This is a genomic window from Desulfovibrio sp. DV (assembly GCF_001936595.1).
In the GTDB taxonomy this organism is placed as follows: domain Bacteria; phylum Desulfobacterota; class Desulfovibrionia; order Desulfovibrionales; family Desulfovibrionaceae; genus Solidesulfovibrio.
In genome coordinates this window covers 1-18,349 of record NZ_MLBG01000096.1, presented here as the reverse complement: position 1 = coordinate 18,349, position 18,349 = coordinate 1, and the positions used below count along the sequence as shown (strand labels likewise).

General features: G+C 60.1%; 17 protein-coding genes. 9 read left to right on the top strand and 8 right to left on the bottom strand.

Going from position 1 to position 18,349, the window contains the following annotated elements:
* Nucleotides 1-24: 24 nt before the first annotated feature.
* Nucleotides 25-1,338: a methylenetetrahydrofolate--tRNA-(uracil(54)-C(5))-methyltransferase (FADH(2)-oxidizing) TrmFO gene (trmFO, locus tag DVDV_RS17215; protein ID WP_075355858.1), complete on the top strand. Its 1,314-nt coding sequence runs from the start codon at nt 25-27 to the stop codon at nt 1,336-1,338.
* Between the two features lie 88 nt (nt 1,339-1,426).
* Here the strand turns inward: trmFO and DVDV_RS17210 are convergent, their stop codons facing one another.
* The gene (locus tag DVDV_RS17210; protein WP_075355857.1) at nt 1,427-1,984 is read right to left on the bottom strand and encodes a hypothetical protein; all 558 of its coding nucleotides are present in this window, start codon (nt 1,982-1,984) and stop codon (nt 1,427-1,429) included.
* Between the two features lie 419 nt (nt 1,985-2,403).
* On the opposite strand from DVDV_RS17210, the gene DVDV_RS22445 reads away from it, so the two are divergent.
* Complete coding sequence (locus DVDV_RS22445) at nt 2,404-2,646, top strand: hypothetical protein (protein WP_139311655.1); 243 nt, start codon at nt 2,404-2,406, stop codon at nt 2,644-2,646.
* Nucleotides 2,647-2,760: 114 nt separating this feature from the next.
* Complete coding sequence (locus DVDV_RS17205) at nt 2,761-3,108, top strand: CD225/dispanin family protein (protein WP_139311654.1); 348 nt, start codon at nt 2,761-2,763, stop codon at nt 3,106-3,108.
* Between the two features lie 57 nt (nt 3,109-3,165).
* On the opposite strand, the gene murB is transcribed toward DVDV_RS17205, so the two are convergent.
* From murB to DVDV_RS17175, 6 genes are all read right to left on the bottom strand, one after another.
* Complete coding sequence (murB, locus tag DVDV_RS17200; RefSeq protein WP_075355855.1) at nt 3,166-4,032, bottom strand: UDP-N-acetylmuramate dehydrogenase; 867 nt, start codon at nt 4,030-4,032, stop codon at nt 3,166-3,168.
* Between the two features lie 195 nt (nt 4,033-4,227).
* Nucleotides 4,228-4,821: a cyclic nucleotide-binding domain-containing protein gene (locus DVDV_RS17195; RefSeq protein WP_075355854.1), complete on the bottom strand. Its 594-nt coding sequence runs from the start codon at nt 4,819-4,821 to the stop codon at nt 4,228-4,230.
* A gap of 109 nt (nt 4,822-4,930) precedes the next feature.
* A complete protein-coding gene (locus DVDV_RS17190; RefSeq protein WP_075355853.1) occupies nt 4,931-5,227 on the bottom strand; it encodes a hypothetical protein in 297 nt (98 codons plus the stop codon).
* Between the two features lie 24 nt (nt 5,228-5,251).
* The gene (locus DVDV_RS17185) at nt 5,252-6,619 is read right to left on the bottom strand and encodes an HlyD family type I secretion periplasmic adaptor subunit (protein ID WP_075355852.1); all 1,368 of its coding nucleotides are present in this window, start codon (nt 6,617-6,619) and stop codon (nt 5,252-5,254) included.
* Nucleotides 6,620-6,730: 111 nt separating this feature from the next.
* Nucleotides 6,731-7,996 (bottom strand): glutamate-1-semialdehyde 2,1-aminomutase, encoded by a 1,266-nt coding sequence (gene hemL, locus DVDV_RS17180; protein ID WP_075355851.1) that lies wholly within the window; start codon nt 7,994-7,996, stop codon nt 6,731-6,733.
* Nucleotides 7,993-8,445 (bottom strand): VOC family protein, encoded by a 453-nt coding sequence (locus DVDV_RS17175; protein WP_075355850.1) that lies wholly within the window; start codon nt 8,443-8,445, stop codon nt 7,993-7,995. Before DVDV_RS17175 ends, hemL begins: the two co-directional genes overlap by 4 nt.
* A gap of 497 nt (nt 8,446-8,942) precedes the next feature.
* On the opposite strand from DVDV_RS17175, the gene DVDV_RS17170 reads away from it, so the two are divergent.
* Nucleotides 8,943-9,368 carry a 3D domain-containing protein gene (locus tag DVDV_RS17170; RefSeq protein WP_075355849.1) on the top strand — a complete coding sequence of 142 codons (426 nt, stop codon included), beginning with the start codon at nt 8,943-8,945 and terminating at the stop codon, nt 9,366-9,368.
* 89 nt (nt 9,369-9,457) lie between these two features.
* Here DVDV_RS17170 and DVDV_RS17165 read toward each other — a convergent pair whose 3' ends face one another.
* The gene (locus DVDV_RS17165) at nt 9,458-11,500 is read right to left on the bottom strand and encodes a SpoIIE family protein phosphatase (RefSeq protein ID WP_075355848.1); all 2,043 of its coding nucleotides are present in this window, start codon (nt 11,498-11,500) and stop codon (nt 9,458-9,460) included.
* A 171-nt stretch (nt 11,501-11,671) separates the two neighbouring features.
* Here DVDV_RS17165 and DVDV_RS17160 point away from each other — a divergent pair, with 171 nt between their 5' ends.
* From DVDV_RS17160 to DVDV_RS17140, 5 genes are all read left to right on the top strand, one after another.
* Entirely contained in the window at nt 11,672-12,061 is a 390-nt protein-coding gene (locus tag DVDV_RS17160; protein ID WP_075355847.1) for a CBS domain-containing protein, read from the top strand.
* A gap of 23 nt (nt 12,062-12,084) precedes the next feature.
* Nucleotides 12,085-12,585, top strand: coding sequence for a hypothetical protein (locus DVDV_RS17155; RefSeq protein ID WP_075355846.1), 501 nt, complete (start codon nt 12,085-12,087; stop codon nt 12,583-12,585).
* 141 nt (nt 12,586-12,726) lie between these two features.
* The gene (locus DVDV_RS17150) at nt 12,727-15,135 is read left to right on the top strand and encodes an EAL domain-containing protein (protein ID WP_075355845.1); all 2,409 of its coding nucleotides are present in this window, start codon (nt 12,727-12,729) and stop codon (nt 15,133-15,135) included.
* Nucleotides 15,136-15,751: 616 nt separating this feature from the next.
* Complete coding sequence (locus tag DVDV_RS17145; RefSeq protein ID WP_075355844.1) at nt 15,752-16,975, top strand: HD-GYP domain-containing protein; 1,224 nt, start codon at nt 15,752-15,754, stop codon at nt 16,973-16,975.
* A 608-nt stretch (nt 16,976-17,583) separates the two neighbouring features.
* Complete coding sequence (locus tag DVDV_RS17140; RefSeq protein ID WP_075355843.1) at nt 17,584-18,345, top strand: methyltransferase domain-containing protein; 762 nt, start codon at nt 17,584-17,586, stop codon at nt 18,343-18,345.
* Nucleotides 18,346-18,349: the final 4 nt, after the last annotated feature.

Sequence of the window (18,349 nt, the reverse complement as noted above, 5' to 3'; positions counted from 1 at the left end):
TTTCCATCCCCACGGAGTTAAACCATGTCCATAGCGATTATCGGCGGCGGGTTGGCGGGTTGTGAATGTGCTCTTGCCTTGGCTCGGGCGGGCGTTGCCTCGACGATATTTGAGTGCAAGCCGGCTTTGTATTCCCCGGCCCATGTCAGTCCGGGGCTGGCGGAGCTGGTGTGTTCCAATTCGCTGCGTTCCGATGAGCCGGTGACGGCGGTGGGGCTTTTAAAGGTGGAGATGGCCGAGCTTGGCAGCGCGGTCATTGCCGCGGCCCGGGAGACGGCCGTGCCGGCGGGCAAGGCTTTGGCCGTCAACCGCGAGCTTTTTAGCGAGGCCATGACCGCGCGCATCGAGGCCGAAGCGCTGGTGACGCTGGTTCGCCGCGAGATCATGGGCCTGACCGATCCGGCCCTGGCTGGTTTCGAGGCCGTGGTGGTGGCGGCCGGGCCGCTGGCTTCCGAGCGCATGGCAGCCAGCCTGCTTGAAACCATCGGCGGCGAGGGCCTGTATTTTTACGACGCCATCGCGCCCATTGTGGCGACCGATTCCGTGGACATGGACAAGGCGTTTTGGGCCTCGCGCTGGCAGGAAGGGGAGGGCGACTACCTCAACTGTCCGCTGACGAAAGACGAGTACATGGTGTTTCTGGAGGCGCTCCTTGCCGCGCGCAAAGTGCCGAGCCGGGAATTTGAAAAAGAGCTGCATTTCGAGGGTTGTCTGCCCATCGAGACCATGGCCGAGCGCGGCGAGCGCACCCTGACGTTCGGCCCGATGAAGCCGGTCGGGCTGACCGATCCGCGCACGGACCGCTGGCCCTATGCGGTGGTGCAGTTGCGTCCGGAGAATAAAGAGCGCAGCACGCTCAATCTGGTCGGTTTTCAGACCAAGCTGGCCTATGGCGAACAGGAGCGGGTGTTCCGGCTGATCCCGGCCCTGCACGCCGCGGAATTCACGCGCCTGGGCAGCATCCACCGCAATACGTTTGTCAATGCGCCCAAGGTGTTAAACGAGCGTTTGGAACTTGTGGCCCGACCGGGCGTTTATCTGGCCGGCCAGATCACGGGTGTGGAAGGCTATGTGGAGTCGGCGGCCTGCGGCCTGTGGCTTGGTACGCAGCTTGGGGCGAAGATCGCCAGGGGCGTGGATATTGCCCCGCCGCCGCAAGTGACGTCACTTGGGGCGTTACTCAATCACCTGCGCACGCCGGCCAAGAAATTCCAGCCGAGCAACGTCAATTTTGGTCTGACGCCGCCGCTGGAAGAGCGGATGAAGAAGGCGAACCGGAAGATGGCCTACCCCGAGCGGGCACGGGCGGCGTGGGGGGAGTGGTTGGCACATCTGTAGCCAACCGCACCGTCCCGGCCGGGCCGAAAGACGCACGCTGTCTGCTGCGTCCCGCACTGCGTCGTAGCGATATGTTTCGAAGAACGCTTTACGCCACGCTGTCTTGTTGCTCCATCTGTTGGGCGAGAAATGCGGCGTGGGCTTTTTTCAGTTGTTCAATTTGCGCGTACTCCGGGTCGCGCCGCATGGCCTCGTAATTGACGGTCGCTTGGGGTTGAGCCGTTGCATCGAACGCGCGCTGGGTCATCGCTGTTGGAGCCTTGACGATCGTGCCGTGCATGGCCTCGGCAATTTTTTCCGCCCTGGCTTGGGCGAGCTCGGGGCCGCTTGAACCCCTCGAACCGGCGTCCGCCTCTTTGATGGCGTCGGCGCACGGTCCGGCCGTTGCATTCGCTGTCTCCACGAATCCGTGGTTGTCGATTTTTGCGACCACCTTTCCATTGACGACGACGCTGGCATACTGCGCGTAGGTCGGATTTCTTGATATATCTGGAATCTGTGAATATTGCTGTTCGAGCATGGCCTGCTTGGCGGTCATGACCATTTGAAAAAGGTCCTCGGGCGCTTCGGCCAACGACACGGCTTTGAGCGTGGCAGCGAGGGGCTTCACGGAGGCCAGATCGATTCGATAGGAGGTATCAGACATGGGTAAAATTCTCCCGTTGAAGGGGCGATGCCCAAAATTGTAGCAAAAGTAATGCCATATGCAGAAATTGCCTTGCCTGTCCCCGCAAGACGTCTACAGGTACGCTGCTGCGAGTCGGGCTGATCGGACTTTCAGACGGCACATTTTGGGAACTGATAGAGGGGTTGCAGCCAAAAAGCCCGGATTGCTCGTACAAGCAGGGAAGATCACGGCCTCAGGGCGTTGTCCAAGCACCCATGCACCCTGGCCAAGAGAGTCCAGCCGGCTGGCGGCAATGTCGGCCTGACGCCGCCCCTTGGGGAGCGGATGAAGAAGGCGAACAGGAAGATGGCCTACCCGGAGCGGGCGCGGACGGCGTGGGGGGAGTGGTGGACGAGTGAAACTGCCTAGCAGATGCGACTGACAGCAAGAGGTGCATCATGCTTTATCGCATGAGCGTCACGCTGGTGACGCAACAGGGTACTGTTTCAATAATTGAAAATATTGGTAGGGTAGTCAAAAATAACCGTGGGGAGATTGTCCAGTCATCCGACGGGGTTGTTGTAGTAATCTTGGGCAGTAGGCTTTTGACGAGACTGATTGGTGTCTGGTATGCAAGCGAATTAAGTAAATTTCAACTTCCGACGAAACTTCGGATTGAAATTATCAATGGTGGTGGTTAAACCCATGTTGTTATTGATTTTGTTGATAACTTAGGCTTGGGACTGCCTGACAAATACTCGGATACCGCGTACCAAAAACATTTTAGAAAAATATGCGATAGTATAAAAGAGCAATTGTCAGCGAAAGAATTAACACCGCCAAACGAGCAAAGCAGAGAGTCTGATTTTGCAGGAAAAAATAGTAAGACTGCTGTCATGTCTCTGCAAAATTGCCAAATATCTACTTGTAACAAAATCTACCAAAAATACTGTTTGTGGTGTGTAATTGGAATTTTTTGGTTTTTCCCTTTTGGGATGATAGCCACAGTGTATGCATCTCAAGCTGTTGCATCAATGAATTCAGGAAATTACGAGAAGGCAGTTGCCAAAGAAAGAAATGCAAAGAGATGGCTCATTGCGACGGCAATTGCAGGAGCTTTTTTTGTGGTTGTGGGCATCTATTCTGATGTCTACGGGAATTAAGATTTGAAATGTCGGCTTGCGATTTAATGGACTGCGATAGGCAATCACAAGTCTTGATTATACCACTACCTGCTCCAACACCAACTCTACGCCATAGCGCTCCCGGGCGGCTTGCCGCATTTCCTCGATGACGGCCAGAATATCGGCTCCGGTGGCAGCGCCGGCGTTGACGATGATGCCGGCGTGGCGGGGCGATATTTGCGCGCCGCCGATGGTAAACCCCTTTAATCCCGCTTCTTCCATGATCTGGCCGATGGGGGGCGCGGCTTCGGGGCGGCGAAAGACGCTGCCGGCGCTCGGGAGATTGTAGGGGAGCTTGCTGCGGCGCAGTTTACCGATACGGCCCATTTCATGCAGGATTACAGCCGGTTCGGCCGGGGGCAGGCGCAGCGTGACACCCAAGATCACCGTGTCCGTACCCTGGAAGGCGGTCAGCCGGTAGGATGGGCGGCATTGTTTCCGCGATAAAACAGCCCTTTCGCCCGTTGCCGGATAAAAAACCTCCACCGACTCCACCACGTCGTAAAACGACGCGCCGTAGGCTCCGGCGTTCATGTAGGCCGCGCCGCCGATGCTGCCGGGGATGTCCCACACGTGTTCCAGGCCGGACAGGCCGGCTTTGGCTGCGGCCCGGCAGACGTCGCGCAACCGTGTGCCGGCAGCGGCCTTGACAACGCCGTCTGCAAGGACAGCAAGCATGTCCAGGCCCTTGGTGCTCACAAAGCGGAACGATGCATCGTAATGATTTCGGGTAAGTATGATGTTGCAGCCGTGGCCGAGCAGGACGATGCGTTCTCCAACAGACTCCTGCAATGCTGCGATCAATTCGTCTGCTGTTTTCGGGAACGAACAGGCCTCGGCCCAGGCGGCCACGCGGTAGGAATTGTGTTCGGTCAGCCAGGTCGGGGCAAAAACACCTGTCATAGCAACCTTTCCTCCCCGCTCCCCGGCTCTCGCCCACAATCCTGATCCCGCCCGCCACAATAGTCCCGTCCGTCCGACCATCTCCCCACCACCCCCATCGAGGGGGTCCGGGGGGATCATCCCCCCGGCGGAGAGGTCCAGGAGAGGCGGCGCCTCTCTTGGCGGGGTGCAGGGGCAGCGCCCCTGCCTCTTCCTTTATTCTTTCCCGCACTGGCGGCGCAGGTCCTGGTTCTCGCGGGTCAGGGCCACGATGCGGCTTTCGAGGTCGCGCACCTGGGCGCGCACGCCGGTCAGGGCCGCGTCGGCCATGGCCAGATCGCGGCGCAGGGCGGCGGCGTCGAGGTTGGCCCGCGACAGGCGGTCGTGGACCACGTCGCTGATCACTTCCTCAAACAGCCGGCTGGCTTGTTTGCGTTCGTCCGGGGGCATACGGTCGAAGATGGAGAGGTCGATGGCGAAGCAGGCAAGGTTGGTCTGGGCCACCACCGAGGCATTGCGCGGCCGGCCGCGCAGCGGTCCCATCTCGCCGAAAATTTCGCCGTAGGTGGTGAGCACGGCCACCTCGGCTTCCTGGGCCAGCACGCGGGCCTGGCCGGAGATGAGGGAATAGACCCAGCTGTCGTGGTCGCCTTCCCGGATGATGGTCTCGCCGGCCCGGTATTCCCGGTAGCGCAGGCCCTTGTCGACGAAAAGGGACGTGATCTGGCTATCGGAGAGGCCGGCGAAGGCAGGCATACGATGCAGCAGGCCAAGCACCCGCTCGGAGATAGTGATATTGCGTTCTTCCATGCCGCCCGTGCCCCTCCCGAAAGGCTCTGGCCTGCCGGTCTTTGTGCGTCATTCAAACACAGGCCGGTTCCATGTCAAGGCATACCGGTGCGAAGCGGCGCAATGGTGGTCAGAAATTGGGGCTCGGGCTGGCCTCGCCGCCGGTTGGGGTATCGGCTGACGGGGCTGCGGCGGCGGTCTGGCGGCGCACGAGGCCCTGGGCTTGCAGCTTGTCCATGACCCCGGAGAGCAGGGTGAAGGCCTCGACAAAGCCTTCGGTGGTCATGACGATGCGTTGGCGGCGTTCCTTGGCCGGCTGGCCCTTGGCGTCCACGGCGTCGGCGGACAGGCCGAAGAAATCGATGCGCACGGCTCCCTTGCCGTAGCCGATGCCCAAAATGCCGTCGGCGAACACTTCCTCGGTCATGGCGTCTCCACAGGCCCGGCGCGGCTAGGGTTCGCGCAGGCTTTCGTCAAAGGTTTTGAGCAGCGGATAGAGCAGATAGGTGATGACCCGACGCCGGCCCACCTTGATTTCGGCGGTGAGCGTCATGCCGGGAAACAGGCGGAAATCGGGCGGCACGGCAGTCAGATGCACGTCGGCAAGGGCAGCGCGCACCCGGTAAAAAAGGCGCTGGCCCTCAGCCGTGTTCTTTTCAAAGGCGTCGGGGCTGACCGTGGCGAGTTTGGCTTCGGCCACGCCGTGGCGCTGGTAGGGGAAGGCCTCGAACTTGACGCGCACCGTGTCGCCGGGTCGCACCAGCCCGATGTCCTGGGCGGCCACCTCGGCCTCGACCAGAATATCCTCGCCGCTTGGCACGATAGTTAACAGCGTGTCGCCCTGCTGGGCCACCGACCCGGCCGAGCGGGCGGACACGTCAAGGACGATGCCGGCTTCGGGGGCGCGCAAGACGACCAGTTCGCGCAGCCGTTCGGCCTTGCGCTCGCGTTCCTCGGCTCCGGACAGCTCCCGGGAGGTGGCGGACAGTTCCTTGGCCGTCTCGGCCTTCCAGTTCTCGGTGAAATCGCGTTTTTCCGCTTCGGACCGGGCCAGGGTCTCGCGCAGTTCCAGGGCCTCGTTTTGCAGCTTGGTCAACTGGCCCTCGGCCTCGATGCGGCTGCTTTGGGCCTTCATGTATTCGACCTTGGAGCTGGCTCCCTGATTATAGATATCGCCGTACATGCGTTCCAGGTCGCGGGCCAGGGCGATCTGCTTTTTGTGCTTGGCTGCTTCGGCGGTGTTGGTGGCCAGTTTGGCGGACAGTTCACGCAGCTTTTGGCTGAGCGTGTCGAGCCTGGCGACAAACTCCCGGCGGCGGGCCTCGTAGACGTCCCGTTCCAGGGCCAGATCGGCCGGGGAGAGCTCCGGCGGCGGCTTGCACTCGCCGGCCAGTTCGCAGCGAAGCCGCCAGACCTTGGCGGCCAGGGCGGCCCGGTCCTTGCCGCGCTCGGACAGTCCGGCCTCGGCAAAGGTGGGATCCAGGGCAATGAGTGCGTCGCCCTTGGCCACGGTCTGGCCGGCCGAGACATAGACCTCGCGCACGACAGCGGTTTCCATGGGGGCGACGGTGAGGTTTTTTCGGGCCGAGACGAGCCGGCCCGGGGCAATGACGATGCGGTCGACCTGGGCCAGACAGGCAAAGAGCAGGGCGGCAAGGACAAAGGCCAGGAGCAGATAGAGGGTGGTGCGGTAGCGCACCGGCGTCGGCACGGCCAGGATTTCCAGGGCATCGGGCTGGAAGGCGGCAAACCGGGCGGGCGGCGGCGTAAAGCCGGCCTTGGCCGGCGGCTTTTGCCCATCAGTCTTTTTCGGAACCACCGCACCCTGCCTCTTCACCTGCCACGCCAAATTTTCCCCGCCCAGGGGGTCCGGGGGGGATGATCCCCCCCGGCGGGGTTCGGGGCAGCGCCCCGTTTCCTCTTCCGTCCCCTAAAACTTCACCCCGCGCACGGCGTCGAGGGTGCGGGCGTAATCGTCTTCGGAGTGGGCAAACGAGGTGAAGGCGCATTCGTAGGCCGAGGGGGCCAGGATGATGCCGGCCTCGCGCATCTGGTTATAGAAGCTGGCGTAGCGGGCGGCGTCGCCTTTTTTGGCCTCGTCGAAGTTGGTGACCGGGCCGTCGCAGAAAAAGAGGGTAAAAAGCGAGGCGATATGGGTGAGCGTCACCGGCGCGCCCTTGGAGCGCAGGATGGCGGCCATTTCTTCGGCCAGGGCCTTGGTGCGCTCGGTCAGGCCGGCGTAGTCGGCGGTTTTGAGCTTTGTAAGCGTGGCCAGGCCGGCGGCCATGGCCAGCGGATTCCCCGAGAGCGTGCCGGCCTGGTAGACGTCGCCGCAGGGGGCGATGCGCTCCATGATGTGGCGCTTGCCGCCGTAGGCCCCGACAGGCAGGCCGCCGCCGATGATCTTGCCCAGGCACGTCAGGTCCGGGTCGATGCCGTAGACGCTCTGGGCGCCGCCGTAGGCCAGACGGAAGCCGGTGATGACCTCGTCGAAAATGAGGATTGCGCCGTGGGCGCTGGTCAGTTCGCGCAGACCCTCGAGGAAGCCGGGAGCGGGAGGGACAAGACCCATGTTGCCGGCCACGGGTTCGACGATGACGGCGGCGATGTCCGGCCGGGCCTCGAAGAGGGCCTTGACCGCGGCCAGATCATTGTAGGGGGCAAGCAGGGTGTGGCGCACGGTGTCGGCCGGCACGCCCGGGGTGCCGGGGATGCAGAAGGTGGCCAGACCGGAGCCGGCAGCGGCCAGGAAGCCGTCGGAGTGGCCGTGGTAGCAGCCCTCGAACTTCACGATCATGGATTTGCCGGTGTAGCCCCGGGCCAGACGCACGGCGCTCATGGTGGCTTCGGTGCCGGAGTTGACCATGCGCACCATGTCGATGCCGGGCACGGCGGCGACAACGGCCTCGGCCAGGGCCACTTCGGCGGCGCAGGGTGCGCCGTAGCTGACACCCTTGGGCACGGCCTCGAAGATGGCGGCCGTGACGTCGGGGTCGCAGTGGCCAAGGAGCATCGGCCCCCAGGACATGACGTAATCGATCATCTCCCGGCCTTCCACGGTGGTCATTTTGGAGCCGGCGGCCGAGGCAATGAACAGCGGGTCGCAGCCCACGCTGCGGCAGGCGCGGACCGGGCTGTTGACGCCGCCGGGGATGAGGGTCTGGGCCTTGGCGAAAAGTTCGGCAGACAGGGTCATGCGGGCGTCTCCGGGGTTGTTGTGGTTTTGGCGACGGCTTCGGCGAAGGTCAGGACATAGCCGTTGGGGTCCTGAAAGCTGCATTCGCGGGTGCCGTAAAAGGTATTGTGGGGCGCTTTGAGAAAGGGCGCGTGTTCGCTTAGGCGGGCGTAGAGGCCGTCGAGATCGGTGCAGTCGAGGTACAGGATGAGCGAACCGCCGACCTTGGTTTCGGCAAACCGGGGCAGTTCGCCGGCCAGGGCGGCGCGGGTCTCGAACATGAACCGGGCCTGGCCGTATTCCACCAGGGCAAAGGCCATGGGGCCGGGGGCGGGCCGGGTGGTCACGGTTTCGCGGCCGGCCTCGACCACGCCGACGACGAAGGCAAAGCCCAGGACGTCGCAGTAAAAGGCCACGGTGCGGCCCACGTCTTCGACCATAAGGACAGGTGTGGCGCGGGTTATGGTCATGGGCGGTTCCTTTGGCGCGCGGTCGAAACAACCCACCGGCGCGGCCCTTTACCGTAGCCGGGAGCGGGCCTTGACGCAAGGGTCGGGGGCCGGACGCGGCAAGTCCTAAAATCACACATGGTTACTCGGAAATCCAGGCCGCTGTCCGGGGTGAAAAAACTGAGCGGCAGTGGCGGTGATTCACTGGTTTTTGTATCGTATTTATCTGAAATAAATCATTTTAAACGCAATATTAAAAAATAATTCAGACAACGCGAAACAGCTGGTTTCGGGTTGACATCTCCCGGCAGCTTTACTAGGAAGCGCCCCTCATAACGGCACGAGAACTACTCCGTATCTTCCTCGCGGCTCACTTCATCTCCGAGAGTATTCTTCGCATCACCAACCCCCCTTCGATCCATGACCGCCGCCCTCAGGATCATGCATTCGGGACACTTTGACTGCATTATTTTTCACAGTGGTCAAAGTCTGCAACACTGCATGGAGGTGTTCATTCCATGAGAGTCATTACAGTCTTCTTTGCTGTATTCCTTTTCGCCGCCACGGCCAACGCCTCGACCGGAAAAGAAGTTTCTTCGAGAAACAAATCCTCACGAAACCGCATAGCCGCCACGGTGACGGCCTACACGCCGGCCCCCCGGGAAAACGGCGGCCGGGGCACCAAATCCGGCACGGCCATCGGGACGCGCATCCGGCCGGGGATCGTGGCCGTGTCGCGCGATCTGCTGCGTTCGGGCTGGAGTTTCGGCGACAAGGTCCACATCGAGGGCCTGGGCGTTTTCATCATCGAAGACACCATGCACCAGCGCCATCGCCGCACCATCGACGTGGCCGTGCCGAGTATGGTCGAGGCTGAAAAGATCGGCAAACGCCGCGACATCGTGGTGACGCTGTTGGAAGGCCGTTCCAGGACCGGAAGCTAGGCAGGTTGGGCAGGGCTTCCCGGCCGGCCGGAGGCCCTGGCGGGCAACCAGCCGGATTCAGGGCGCATTCCGGGCAGGGGGCCTTGTGATCAGGCCCGGACGACCACGACCAGGGTCACGTCGTCTTCCTGGCGGCGCTCGCCGCGAAATGCGGCCAGATCGGCCAGCACCGCCGACACCATCCCGGCTGCCGGCAGCCCGGCCGAACGGCGGATGACCTGGCGAAGACGCGTCTTGCCATACATCTCGCCGGCCTCGTTGCGGGCTTCCCAGATGCCGTCGGTGCCAAGGAGCAGCACCAGGCCGGGTGTGGCAAAGGGCATGGCATACTCGGCGTAGGCATAGTCCGGCTCGATGCCAAGGGGCAGGCCCACGCCCGGCCATTCATCAAAAGTGTCCTGTGCCGGGTCGTAGAGCAGGGCCGGATCGTGGCCGGCCCGGACATAGCGGGCCACCCCGGCCCCGGGTCGGATCTCCATGGCCAGCAAGGTCATGAACCGGCCGGAATCGGCCACGTCGCGGCACAGCAGCCGATTGGCCCGGCGAACCCGGCCGGCCGGCGTCTCGCTGTCCTCGGTGGCCAGGAGCAGGGCCCGGGCCGTGGCCATGAGCAGGGCCGAAGGCACGCCATGCCCGGTGACGTCGCCAACCGCCGTGTCCAGACAGATCGCGCCGTCGCGCGAAACCGCCCGATAATCAAAATAGTCCCCGCCAGTCTCGTCGCACGACAGCGACACCCCGGCCACGTCCAGGCCCGGTATCTCCGGCGGCGCAGCCGGCAGGAGGTTTTGCTGCACCTCCTGGGCCAGTTCCATGGAGCGTTGCAGGCGCACATGGTCGGCCAGGACCGGCACGGTTTCATTGAAGGCGTTGATGAGCGACTGGCGTTCGTCCCCCAAATGTTCGTCCAGGTGGACGGTGAAATCGCCGCTGCCCAGGCGCTTCCAGGCGTCAATCATGACCATGAGCGGCCGGATGAAGGTGCGCGTGCTCAAAAAGGCGGCCAGGGCCACGGCAACAAGGACAACGGCCATGGCCGCCCCGGACAGGCGCACGATCTGGTTGGTGGCGGCCAGGATCTCCCGGCCGGTCTGTTCGGCCAGGGGCGTGAGCATGGACTTGGGCACGATGATGACCAGGGAGGCGCTTTGCAGCAGCCGGGCAAAGGCCCAGAGCGACGGCTCGCCGCCATAGGACAGATCGGCCACCCCGGAACGGTTGTGTTCCATGGCGGCCAGCAGCGCGGCAAAGGCGGCGGTGTCGGTGGAGGCCAGGCGTTCGAAATTGACCACGCTTTTCCAGTCCCGGCTGTGCTCGCCGCCCGACTGTCTGGCCCAGACGTACAGGGACGTCGCGCCGGTCCCGGGGTCGCGGGCCGGGGCCACCAGAAAGGCGCGCATGGCCCCGGACCACTGGGAGGCGATTTCCTGCTCCTGGAGCATCCGGTCCAGCGGCACATCCAGGCTGGCCACGCCGGCAAAGGTTCCTCCCGGGGCAACCAGCGGCCGCGACAGGGTCACGGTCAGGCTGCCGGTGGCGGCGTCCACGGCCGGATCGTTCCAGACTACGCCCGGCGAGCCGGGCTTTTTGGGGTCAAAGGCGGCCTTGGCGGCCTGATACCAGGGCCGGTGCCGGGGATCGTAGTCCCGGGGCAGGGCCGGGCGGCCCGGAAAGGTGACGTAGGTCCCGTCTTCCAGGGTGACGGCGGCAAAGAGCACGATGTCGCCGAGTTCCTCGCGCAATAGGGCAATGGTGGGGGCCAGGGCGGCCAGACGTTCGATGCGGCTGACATCGGGCCTGGAGCCGGGCGGCAGGAAGACGCCGGGGCGCGGCGCGTCGGCCGGGACCGGGACCGGGCCCAGGGGCGGGGCATAAAGGATGCGTTCGGTCTCGGCCGCCGTCATGCCCAGGCTGAAATCCAGGGCGCTTTTGGAGCGGCGGATGATCAGGGAGAAGTCTTCAGCGGTCTGGCGCAGTTCGTTTTTGACCACGTCTTCCATGACCGTGCGGCCTTCTTCGGCAATGGCCCGGCCAAGCTTCTCCACATGGTTGCGGTTAAAACCCGTCAGCACCGCCATGGGCGCCAGACTGAAGCCGAGCAGGACCAGAAAGAATTTCCACCGCAGCCGCATATGACCCTCCATACGCCACACTACGGAAGGCGGCCCCCGGCCGCAAGGCCTGGTCCTCGCCTGGGCGCATCTTCCCGCTGCGGGCCGCCGACTTGACTTGAAGCGGCTCTTCGGCAAGGATTTGTCCATACGGCGCATCGTCTGCCATCCGCGCCGCCTGGAGAACACGGCATGATCGTAGCCGACCTCATGACCAGCCAGTTGCGTTGCCTCAAGGAAACCGACTGTCTGGCCGACGCTTTGGCCGCTATGCAGGAGCTTTTCATCCGCCATATTCCGGTGGTGGATGCTGATGGGCGGCTGTCGGGACTGGTCACCCAGCGTGACCTGCTGTCCCTGGAGCATAAAAAAGACGGTGGCACGCCGCTTCGCGAAATCATGCGCACCGACGTGGTCACGGTTGCTCCGGACACGGCCCTGCGCACGGCGGCGGAATCCATGATTTTCAACAAATACGGTTGCCTGCCTGTTGTTTCAGATGGGGAGTTGGTCGGCATCATCACCGAAACCGACTTCCTCAAGCTCGCCATCTTCCCCATCGCCCCCCGGCGCGAGGGCTGAGGCGACGGACAAGGACAGTGCCCATGCTCTCTGCCGCCATCCGCTTCCTGGCCCTGGTCGTGCTTCTTGGCGTTTTCCCCGCTGCCGCCGCCGGCCAGTCCATCGGGCTTGGCCAGTACAAGGCGCTTCGCAACGACTACGTCAAGGTTACGGACATCAAGGAGCGGGAGCGGTTCGAGGAACGCTACCAGGACAGCGGCGGCAAGGTGACGTTGCAGAAAGTGCCATACAAGGAAGTGATGATCACGGCGGAATTGATCAACAAGCCGCCAAGCAGCATGGACACCATGTTTGTTGGCGACACGGCCCAGCCGTATTTCAAGATCTGCATGGCTCCCTTTGACGCGACCGGCAAGGCCCTTGATGAATCCTGTGAAGCGTTCCGGTTCCAGAGTTACGTTCGCGGCAACATCGGCACGGCCAGCTTCCGCCTCGATGCCGGCACGGCCCGCTATGAATTCCGCATGATCCAGCGCCAGGGCGAAAAAGGCTCGGCCATCAAGCTCTGGGTTCCAACCAACTGATCTGCCACAATCCCCTGTCCATCGGCTGCCAGGCATGCCCGAGGTAATTGTTGCGTCCGGCAACTTCCTTGCGTAGTTTGCATCCACTTGAAATGATGGACGCCGCCTTGCGTCCCGGGACGCAAGCGACGGGGGGGACCCATGACGCAGCCCCGCATCCTGATCGTCGAACGGGACCGCGCCTCGGCTTCGGCCATGGCCCGGCTTCTGGGCGAGAATGGCTACCAAACCCTCGGACCGGCCTTTAGCTGCCGCGAGGCCCTGGAAACGGCCGACTCGTTGCGCCCGGACGTGGCCATTATGGGTATGCTGTTGTCCGGAGCCTGCGACGGAGTGGATGCCGCCGAGCTCTTGCGCGATGGCCACGGCATCCCGGTCATCCTGCTCACCCCCTCAAGCGACCCCGAAATTCTGGCCCGGGCCAAAAAGGCCCTGCCCTGCTGCTGTCTGCCCCTGCCCATCGACAGCCAGGCCCTGATCCTGGCCATCGAGAGCACGCTGGCCCGCAAGCGGGCCGAAGAGGCCCTGCGCCAAAGCGAGGCCGACAGCCGGGCCATTTTTGCCGCTGCGCCAACCGCCCTGTGCCTGCTCGATGACCAGGATATGGTCCTCGACATCAATCCCGCCGCGGCCCGGCTCTTTGGCCACTGTCCCGAAGCCTTCCGGGGCAGGCCGGTCCAGGACGTATTTCCCGTACACGACTCGGCCACGCTGCTGCCTCTGCTCGACGCCGCCTGCAACGGCGAAGCCGGCCGGGTGCGCATCCGCTGCCTGCGCCCCGAAGGCGGCGAATTTCCCGTGGCCGTGACCGCCACGCCCCTGGCCGGGACGGGCAGCGCTTCCCGCGTCCTGCTCGAAGTGCGGCCCTGCCAGAATTCCGGCCCGCGCCCCGAACATCCCGAGGCCGATCTGGCCCTGTCGGCCGAAGGCTTTCTGGTCATCGACGCCGAGGACCGGCTGCGCCAGGTCAATGCCGCCTGCGCCCGCATGTTCGGGCTGCCCGGCATCCCGGAAGCCGGCGCGGCCCTGGACGCGGTGTTGCCCGCTGATTTGGCCGCCTCGCTTTGCCGGGACGCCTCCCGGGTCATTGCCTGGAACGAGCCGGTGAAAAAGGAAACCACCGTGGCCATCGGCGGGGTGGACAAGACGCTGCTCGTGTCGCTTTTTCCCATGGGGCCGGATGAATCCCGGCGTCTGGCCGGCGGCATCGTGACCGACATCACCGACCGCAAGCAGTTGGAAAGCCAGTTGGCCCACATGGCCTTTCACGACCCGCTGACCGGGCTCCCCAACCGCAGCCTGTGCCTGGACCGCATCCGTCAGGCCCTGGAGCGTTCCAAACGCCGGGACAACTACCAGTACGCCGTCATTTTCCTCGATCTCGACCGCTTCAAGGTCATAAACGACAGCCTGGGCCACCACATGGGGGACAGGCTGCTTGAATTTGTGTCCCGCCGGCTTCGGGACTGCGTGCGCAGCCTGGACACCGTGTCCCGGCTTGGCGGCGACGAATTCGTGTTGGTGCTGGAGGAGACCGGCTCGTATCGGGAAGTCGTGCGTATCGTGAAACGCATCCGCAACGCCATGAACGAGGTGTTCCCGCTGTCGGGCCACGACGTGCACGTCACGGCCTCCATGGGCATTGTGGTCAGCCCGGCCATCTACGACAAGCCCGAGGAGCTCCTTCGCAACGCCAATATCGCCCTGCACCGGGCCAAGAGCGAGGGGCGCAACCGCTTCAAGGTCTTCAACACCCGGATGCTCGAAGACGCCATCCGGCTCATGGACCTGGAAAACGACATGCGTCTGGCGCTTAAGCGCGGGGAATTCTTTCTGGATTACCAGCCCATCCTGGCCCTTTGCGACCGGCGCATGACCGGTTTCGAGGCCTTGGTGCGCTGGCGGCGGCCGGGCAAGGGCGTGGCCCCGCCCGGGGATTTCATCCCCGTGGCCGAGGATACCGGTCTTATCGTGCCCCTTGGGCTGTGGGTGCTCACCGAGGCCTGCACGACCATGGCTTCCTGGCACGCCCGGTTTCCCGAGACGCGCGACATGTCCATGAGTGTGAACCTCTCGGCCAAGCAGTTGGCCCAGCCCACGCTGGTCGAGGAAGTGGAGCGTGTCCTGCGGGCGACCGGCATGGACCCCAGGGCGCTCAAGCTGGAGATCACCGAGACGGTCATCATGGACAACCCCGAGGTGTCGATCCTGCGCCTTAAACGCCTCAAAGCCCTGGGCGTTCGCCTGTCGGTCGATGATTTCGGCACGGGCTATTCGTCGCTGTCCTATCTGCAACGCTTCCCCATCGATACCCTCAAGGTGGACCGGGCCTTTGTCAGCGACATTGATTGCAGCGAGAACCGCAAGATCGTCGGCGCGGTGGTGGCCCTGGCCCACAGCCTGGGGCTCGATGTCGTGGCCGAGGGTGTTGAGCTTGAGACGCAGTCCGACGTCTTAAACGGCTTTGCCTGCGAAGCCGGCCAGGGGTTCCTCTTTTCGCGGCCGGTATGCCGGGAGGACGTGGAGCGGATGTTTGCCCCGGAGGTGTGAGCCGGGCGGGGCGGGCAAGTCAGTGCTTAGCCGGGTGGCTTGGGAGTGTTGTCGCTCCTGTAAAAGTCTGCATAATGGGAAGCACAGTCGTTTGGTTTCAAGCATCTCGTGATTGTCGCCCGCCCTGGCTTCTATAATTTTTCTGTAATGACCCCCAAAGATTTTCAGATGTGTTTCGTGTTGGTTGTGTCGACAAGTATTTCGACACGCCAATCTTCTTTTTTTGTTATGGAAAACAAGTTACAGCTGCAAATGCAGCCATATTGTGTGCATTTTTTTGAGCGTTGCTATCTGAGACAATTGTTTATATTTACCGAATAAATCGAAGTATAAGCAGCTCCGCATAAAAATAGAAAATATTCTTGTTGGTTGTTTATTTGGTGTGATACTGGGAAGACGCCAGCCAAGAGTGGCGAAGAGTGCATGGTATTGACAGCGCTGTCGGCAAAGCGTGCATTTTCAGCCAGCTAGTTAACTATTTAATATGGAATTGTTCCATTTTCTTTACTCAGAGCAAAGAGGCTTTAAACTGGCTTTGGTTTTCGTTGAGCTGCTTGATGAATGTCACGCAACACACTGACGGATTTGAAGCCTGATTTTGGCTGTTTGGTGATCTATGATAAGAAAAATATACACAACAAGTTTAAAACCCGGAATGTATGTGGTTTCAACGGGTTTGTCGCGATCAGAGCATCCTCATGTTTTTTCAGAAGAGGGCGAAGTTGTTGATGCGGCGCAGGTTGATAGAATTGTTTCAGAAGGCTACCTTGATGTTTTTATAGATTCGAATAAAGGGCAGTATTTTGTTGAATTTCCTGAAAAGAAAAAATTAATCGAACGTTCGTATGACATTGTTTCGGCAAAAGAAGAGTGCCAAATCCATGGTGTGAGGAGTTTGAAAACAATCAAGAAAGATATTGAGGAGGCAAAAGTAGTTTACGGAAATTCAATGGTCTATGTGAAAAGTTTTCTGGATGATTTAAGAGAGAAGCGAAAAATCAATCTTGAACGATCTGAAGAGTACGTCAACGAGGTGTTTGGAAATATTTGCAATAATATTGATAGTTTGACATTCATATCCAAGCTGAAAACGCATGACAAGTATACCTACACGCACAATTTGAACGTATCGATTTTCTCCATAGCATTTGCCACATGTCTTGGTCTTGGCGCTGAGAATATCAAGATCATAGGTCTTTCCGGTCTCTTCCATGATATTGGCAAGATGTTGATTGACCAGGATATCTTGAATAAGCCGGGGAAATTGACCCTGCCCGAGTTTGAAGAAATGAAGAAACACCCGGTGATCGGGTATAGCCTTTTAAAGGCGGATCATCGCCACCAGACCGACGTTTGCAAGGCGACGTTGCAGCACCACGAAAAATTCTCCGGGGGCGGCTATCCTGATGATTTAAAATTTTCTGAAATATCCAACCAGGCCATGCTCATCAGTATCGTTGATGTCTTTGACGCGCTGACGAGCGACAGGATATACAAGCCAAGGATTGATCTCCACAGAGCCCTTGGCATTTTGTTTAATCTCAAGGGTACCGCTTTAAATCCGGTGCTCGTTGACAAATTCATAAAGTTTCTAGGAGTATATCCGGTCGGTTCAATTGTTGAATTGGCAAATGGGAAGCGGGCTATTGTAGTTGAGCAAAACAATTTGAATTTATTACGCCCAAAAGTACGTATTATTATGGATAAAAACAATAAATATTGCTCGGCTGAAGATGTGGATCTTCTTGATGAAAATCATGTCGATGATAAGGACTTCGAAATTATTGAGACGATACGGGCAGAAGATTGCCGTGTGAATGTCATGAGCTATTTGTACTAGTCAACTTGTGCTCGTAAGTATCGGGAAAAGCAACGCTTGGCGGTTGTGATAAGCCGCTTCCCGCGGCCTGCCCCAGAGACGGCCGGGCGCACAACGCCTATTTATTGCACACGCAGCACGCAAAGGGGCCGGTCAGAGCCACGTCTTCGGCTGTCCGGCGCAGCGCCCGCCGGCACCGGCGGCTGGCTGCGAAACGGCGTTTGGTGGTGCGCTGGAGCAGAGGGCGGCATGGCTTCAGTGAGCCGATAAGGACTGCGCTGCCATGGGGGAAGGGGCTTAGAGTGGTTTCGGCGGCAGGGCGAAACAGTGCGAGGGTGGGGTGACCGCTTCCTTGGCGACGCCTCGTCGGCTAGGGTGACGCACCCTAGTTGCTGAGTGATTTGTTGTGTGGTAGCGGACAAAGTGTTTCGACAAGTGGCATGGCCTTAATGGCAATCGTATGGTCGATGTGTGCAGTTTTTTAAGATGATCAGTGTGATGTTCCCATCATTGAAATAATGGCCGCGCTTCGTTGATATGTTTTGTCCGTATGTATTTCAGGATTAATGGAGAGTGTCGCCTCGTTGCTTGAATGTTAAATACAATCGCCTGGATGCAAAGGAAAATAAATGTCCTTAAGTCAGTATGATAAAAAATTTTATTCTGAACAGGAAAGTGGCTCTTTGGCGTCAGCAAGAGAAATTGTTCCACTGATTGTTGATTTTGTCAACCCCACGAGTGTTATAGACATCGGGTGCGGTGTAGGTACATGGCTAAAAGTATTTATGGACCTGGGTATTACAGACTTCCTCGGTGTCGACGGAGGCTGTGTGAGTCATGATATGCTGCACATACCAAGTGACCATTTCGTGTCGCAAGATTTGCTAAACGACCTTGATGTTGTAAATAGGTATGATCTCGCCATATCGTTAGAGGTCGCTGAGCATATACCGAGTAACTATTCTAAAAAATTTATTGGGATGTTAGTGAAGACAAGTGATGTTGTCTTGTTTTCTGCGGCAATTCCAGGACAAGGCGGTGATGCGCATATTAATGAACAATGGCCTGAGTATTGGGACGGGATTTTTAAAGAATATGGTTACATGCCTGTTGATTGTTTGCGTAGTAAGATATGGAGTAATAGTAAAATATGTAGATGCTACAGGCAGAATATATGTGTGTATGTAAATAAGTCGTGTGTTGATCGCTATCCTAAATTGCTTTCCGAAGTTCCTTGCGCAGAAAAAATTCCACGATCATTGGTTCATCCTAGTATGTATACGGCAATAGTCAGCAATCCTAACTTTATGTACTTGTCTTACTCGCTTATCGTGAAGTTAATGGCTAGAAAAATCCGCTATAAGTGTAAACGGATGCTGAAACTAGAATAAGATA

Coding starts and splice junctions, on each gene's coding strand:
- trmFO (WP_075355858.1), top strand. CDS start 25: ATGTCCATAGCGATTATCGGCGGCGGGTTGGCGGGTTGTGAATGTGCT.
- DVDV_RS17210 (WP_075355857.1), bottom strand. CDS start 1,984: ATGTCTGATACCTCCTATCGAATCGATCTGGCCTCCGTGAAGCCCCTC.
- DVDV_RS22445 (WP_139311655.1), top strand. CDS start 2,404: ATGCTTTATCGCATGAGCGTCACGCTGGTGACGCAACAGGGTACTGTT.
- murB (WP_075355855.1), bottom strand. CDS start 4,032: ATGACAGGTGTTTTTGCCCCGACCTGGCTGACCGAACACAATTCCTAC.
- DVDV_RS17195 (WP_075355854.1), bottom strand. CDS start 4,821: ATGGAAGAACGCAATATCACTATCTCCGAGCGGGTGCTTGGCCTGCTG.
- DVDV_RS17190 (WP_075355853.1), bottom strand. CDS start 5,227: ATGACCGAGGAAGTGTTCGCCGACGGCATTTTGGGCATCGGCTACGGC.
- hemL (WP_075355851.1), bottom strand. CDS start 7,996: ATGACCCTGTCTGCCGAACTTTTCGCCAAGGCCCAGACCCTCATCCCC.
- DVDV_RS17175 (WP_075355850.1), bottom strand. CDS start 8,445: ATGACCATAACCCGCGCCACACCTGTCCTTATGGTCGAAGACGTGGGC.
- DVDV_RS17170 (WP_075355849.1), top strand. CDS start 8,943: ATGAGAGTCATTACAGTCTTCTTTGCTGTATTCCTTTTCGCCGCCACG.
- DVDV_RS17165 (WP_075355848.1), bottom strand. CDS start 11,500: ATGCGGCTGCGGTGGAAATTCTTTCTGGTCCTGCTCGGCTTCAGTCTG.
- DVDV_RS17160 (WP_075355847.1), top strand. CDS start 11,672: ATGATCGTAGCCGACCTCATGACCAGCCAGTTGCGTTGCCTCAAGGAA.
- DVDV_RS17155 (WP_075355846.1), top strand. CDS start 12,085: ATGCTCTCTGCCGCCATCCGCTTCCTGGCCCTGGTCGTGCTTCTTGGC.
- DVDV_RS17150 (WP_075355845.1), top strand. CDS start 12,727: ATGACGCAGCCCCGCATCCTGATCGTCGAACGGGACCGCGCCTCGGCT.
- DVDV_RS17145 (WP_075355844.1), top strand. CDS start 15,752: ATGATAAGAAAAATATACACAACAAGTTTAAAACCCGGAATGTATGTG.
- DVDV_RS17140 (WP_075355843.1), top strand. CDS start 17,584: ATGTCCTTAAGTCAGTATGATAAAAAATTTTATTCTGAACAGGAAAGT.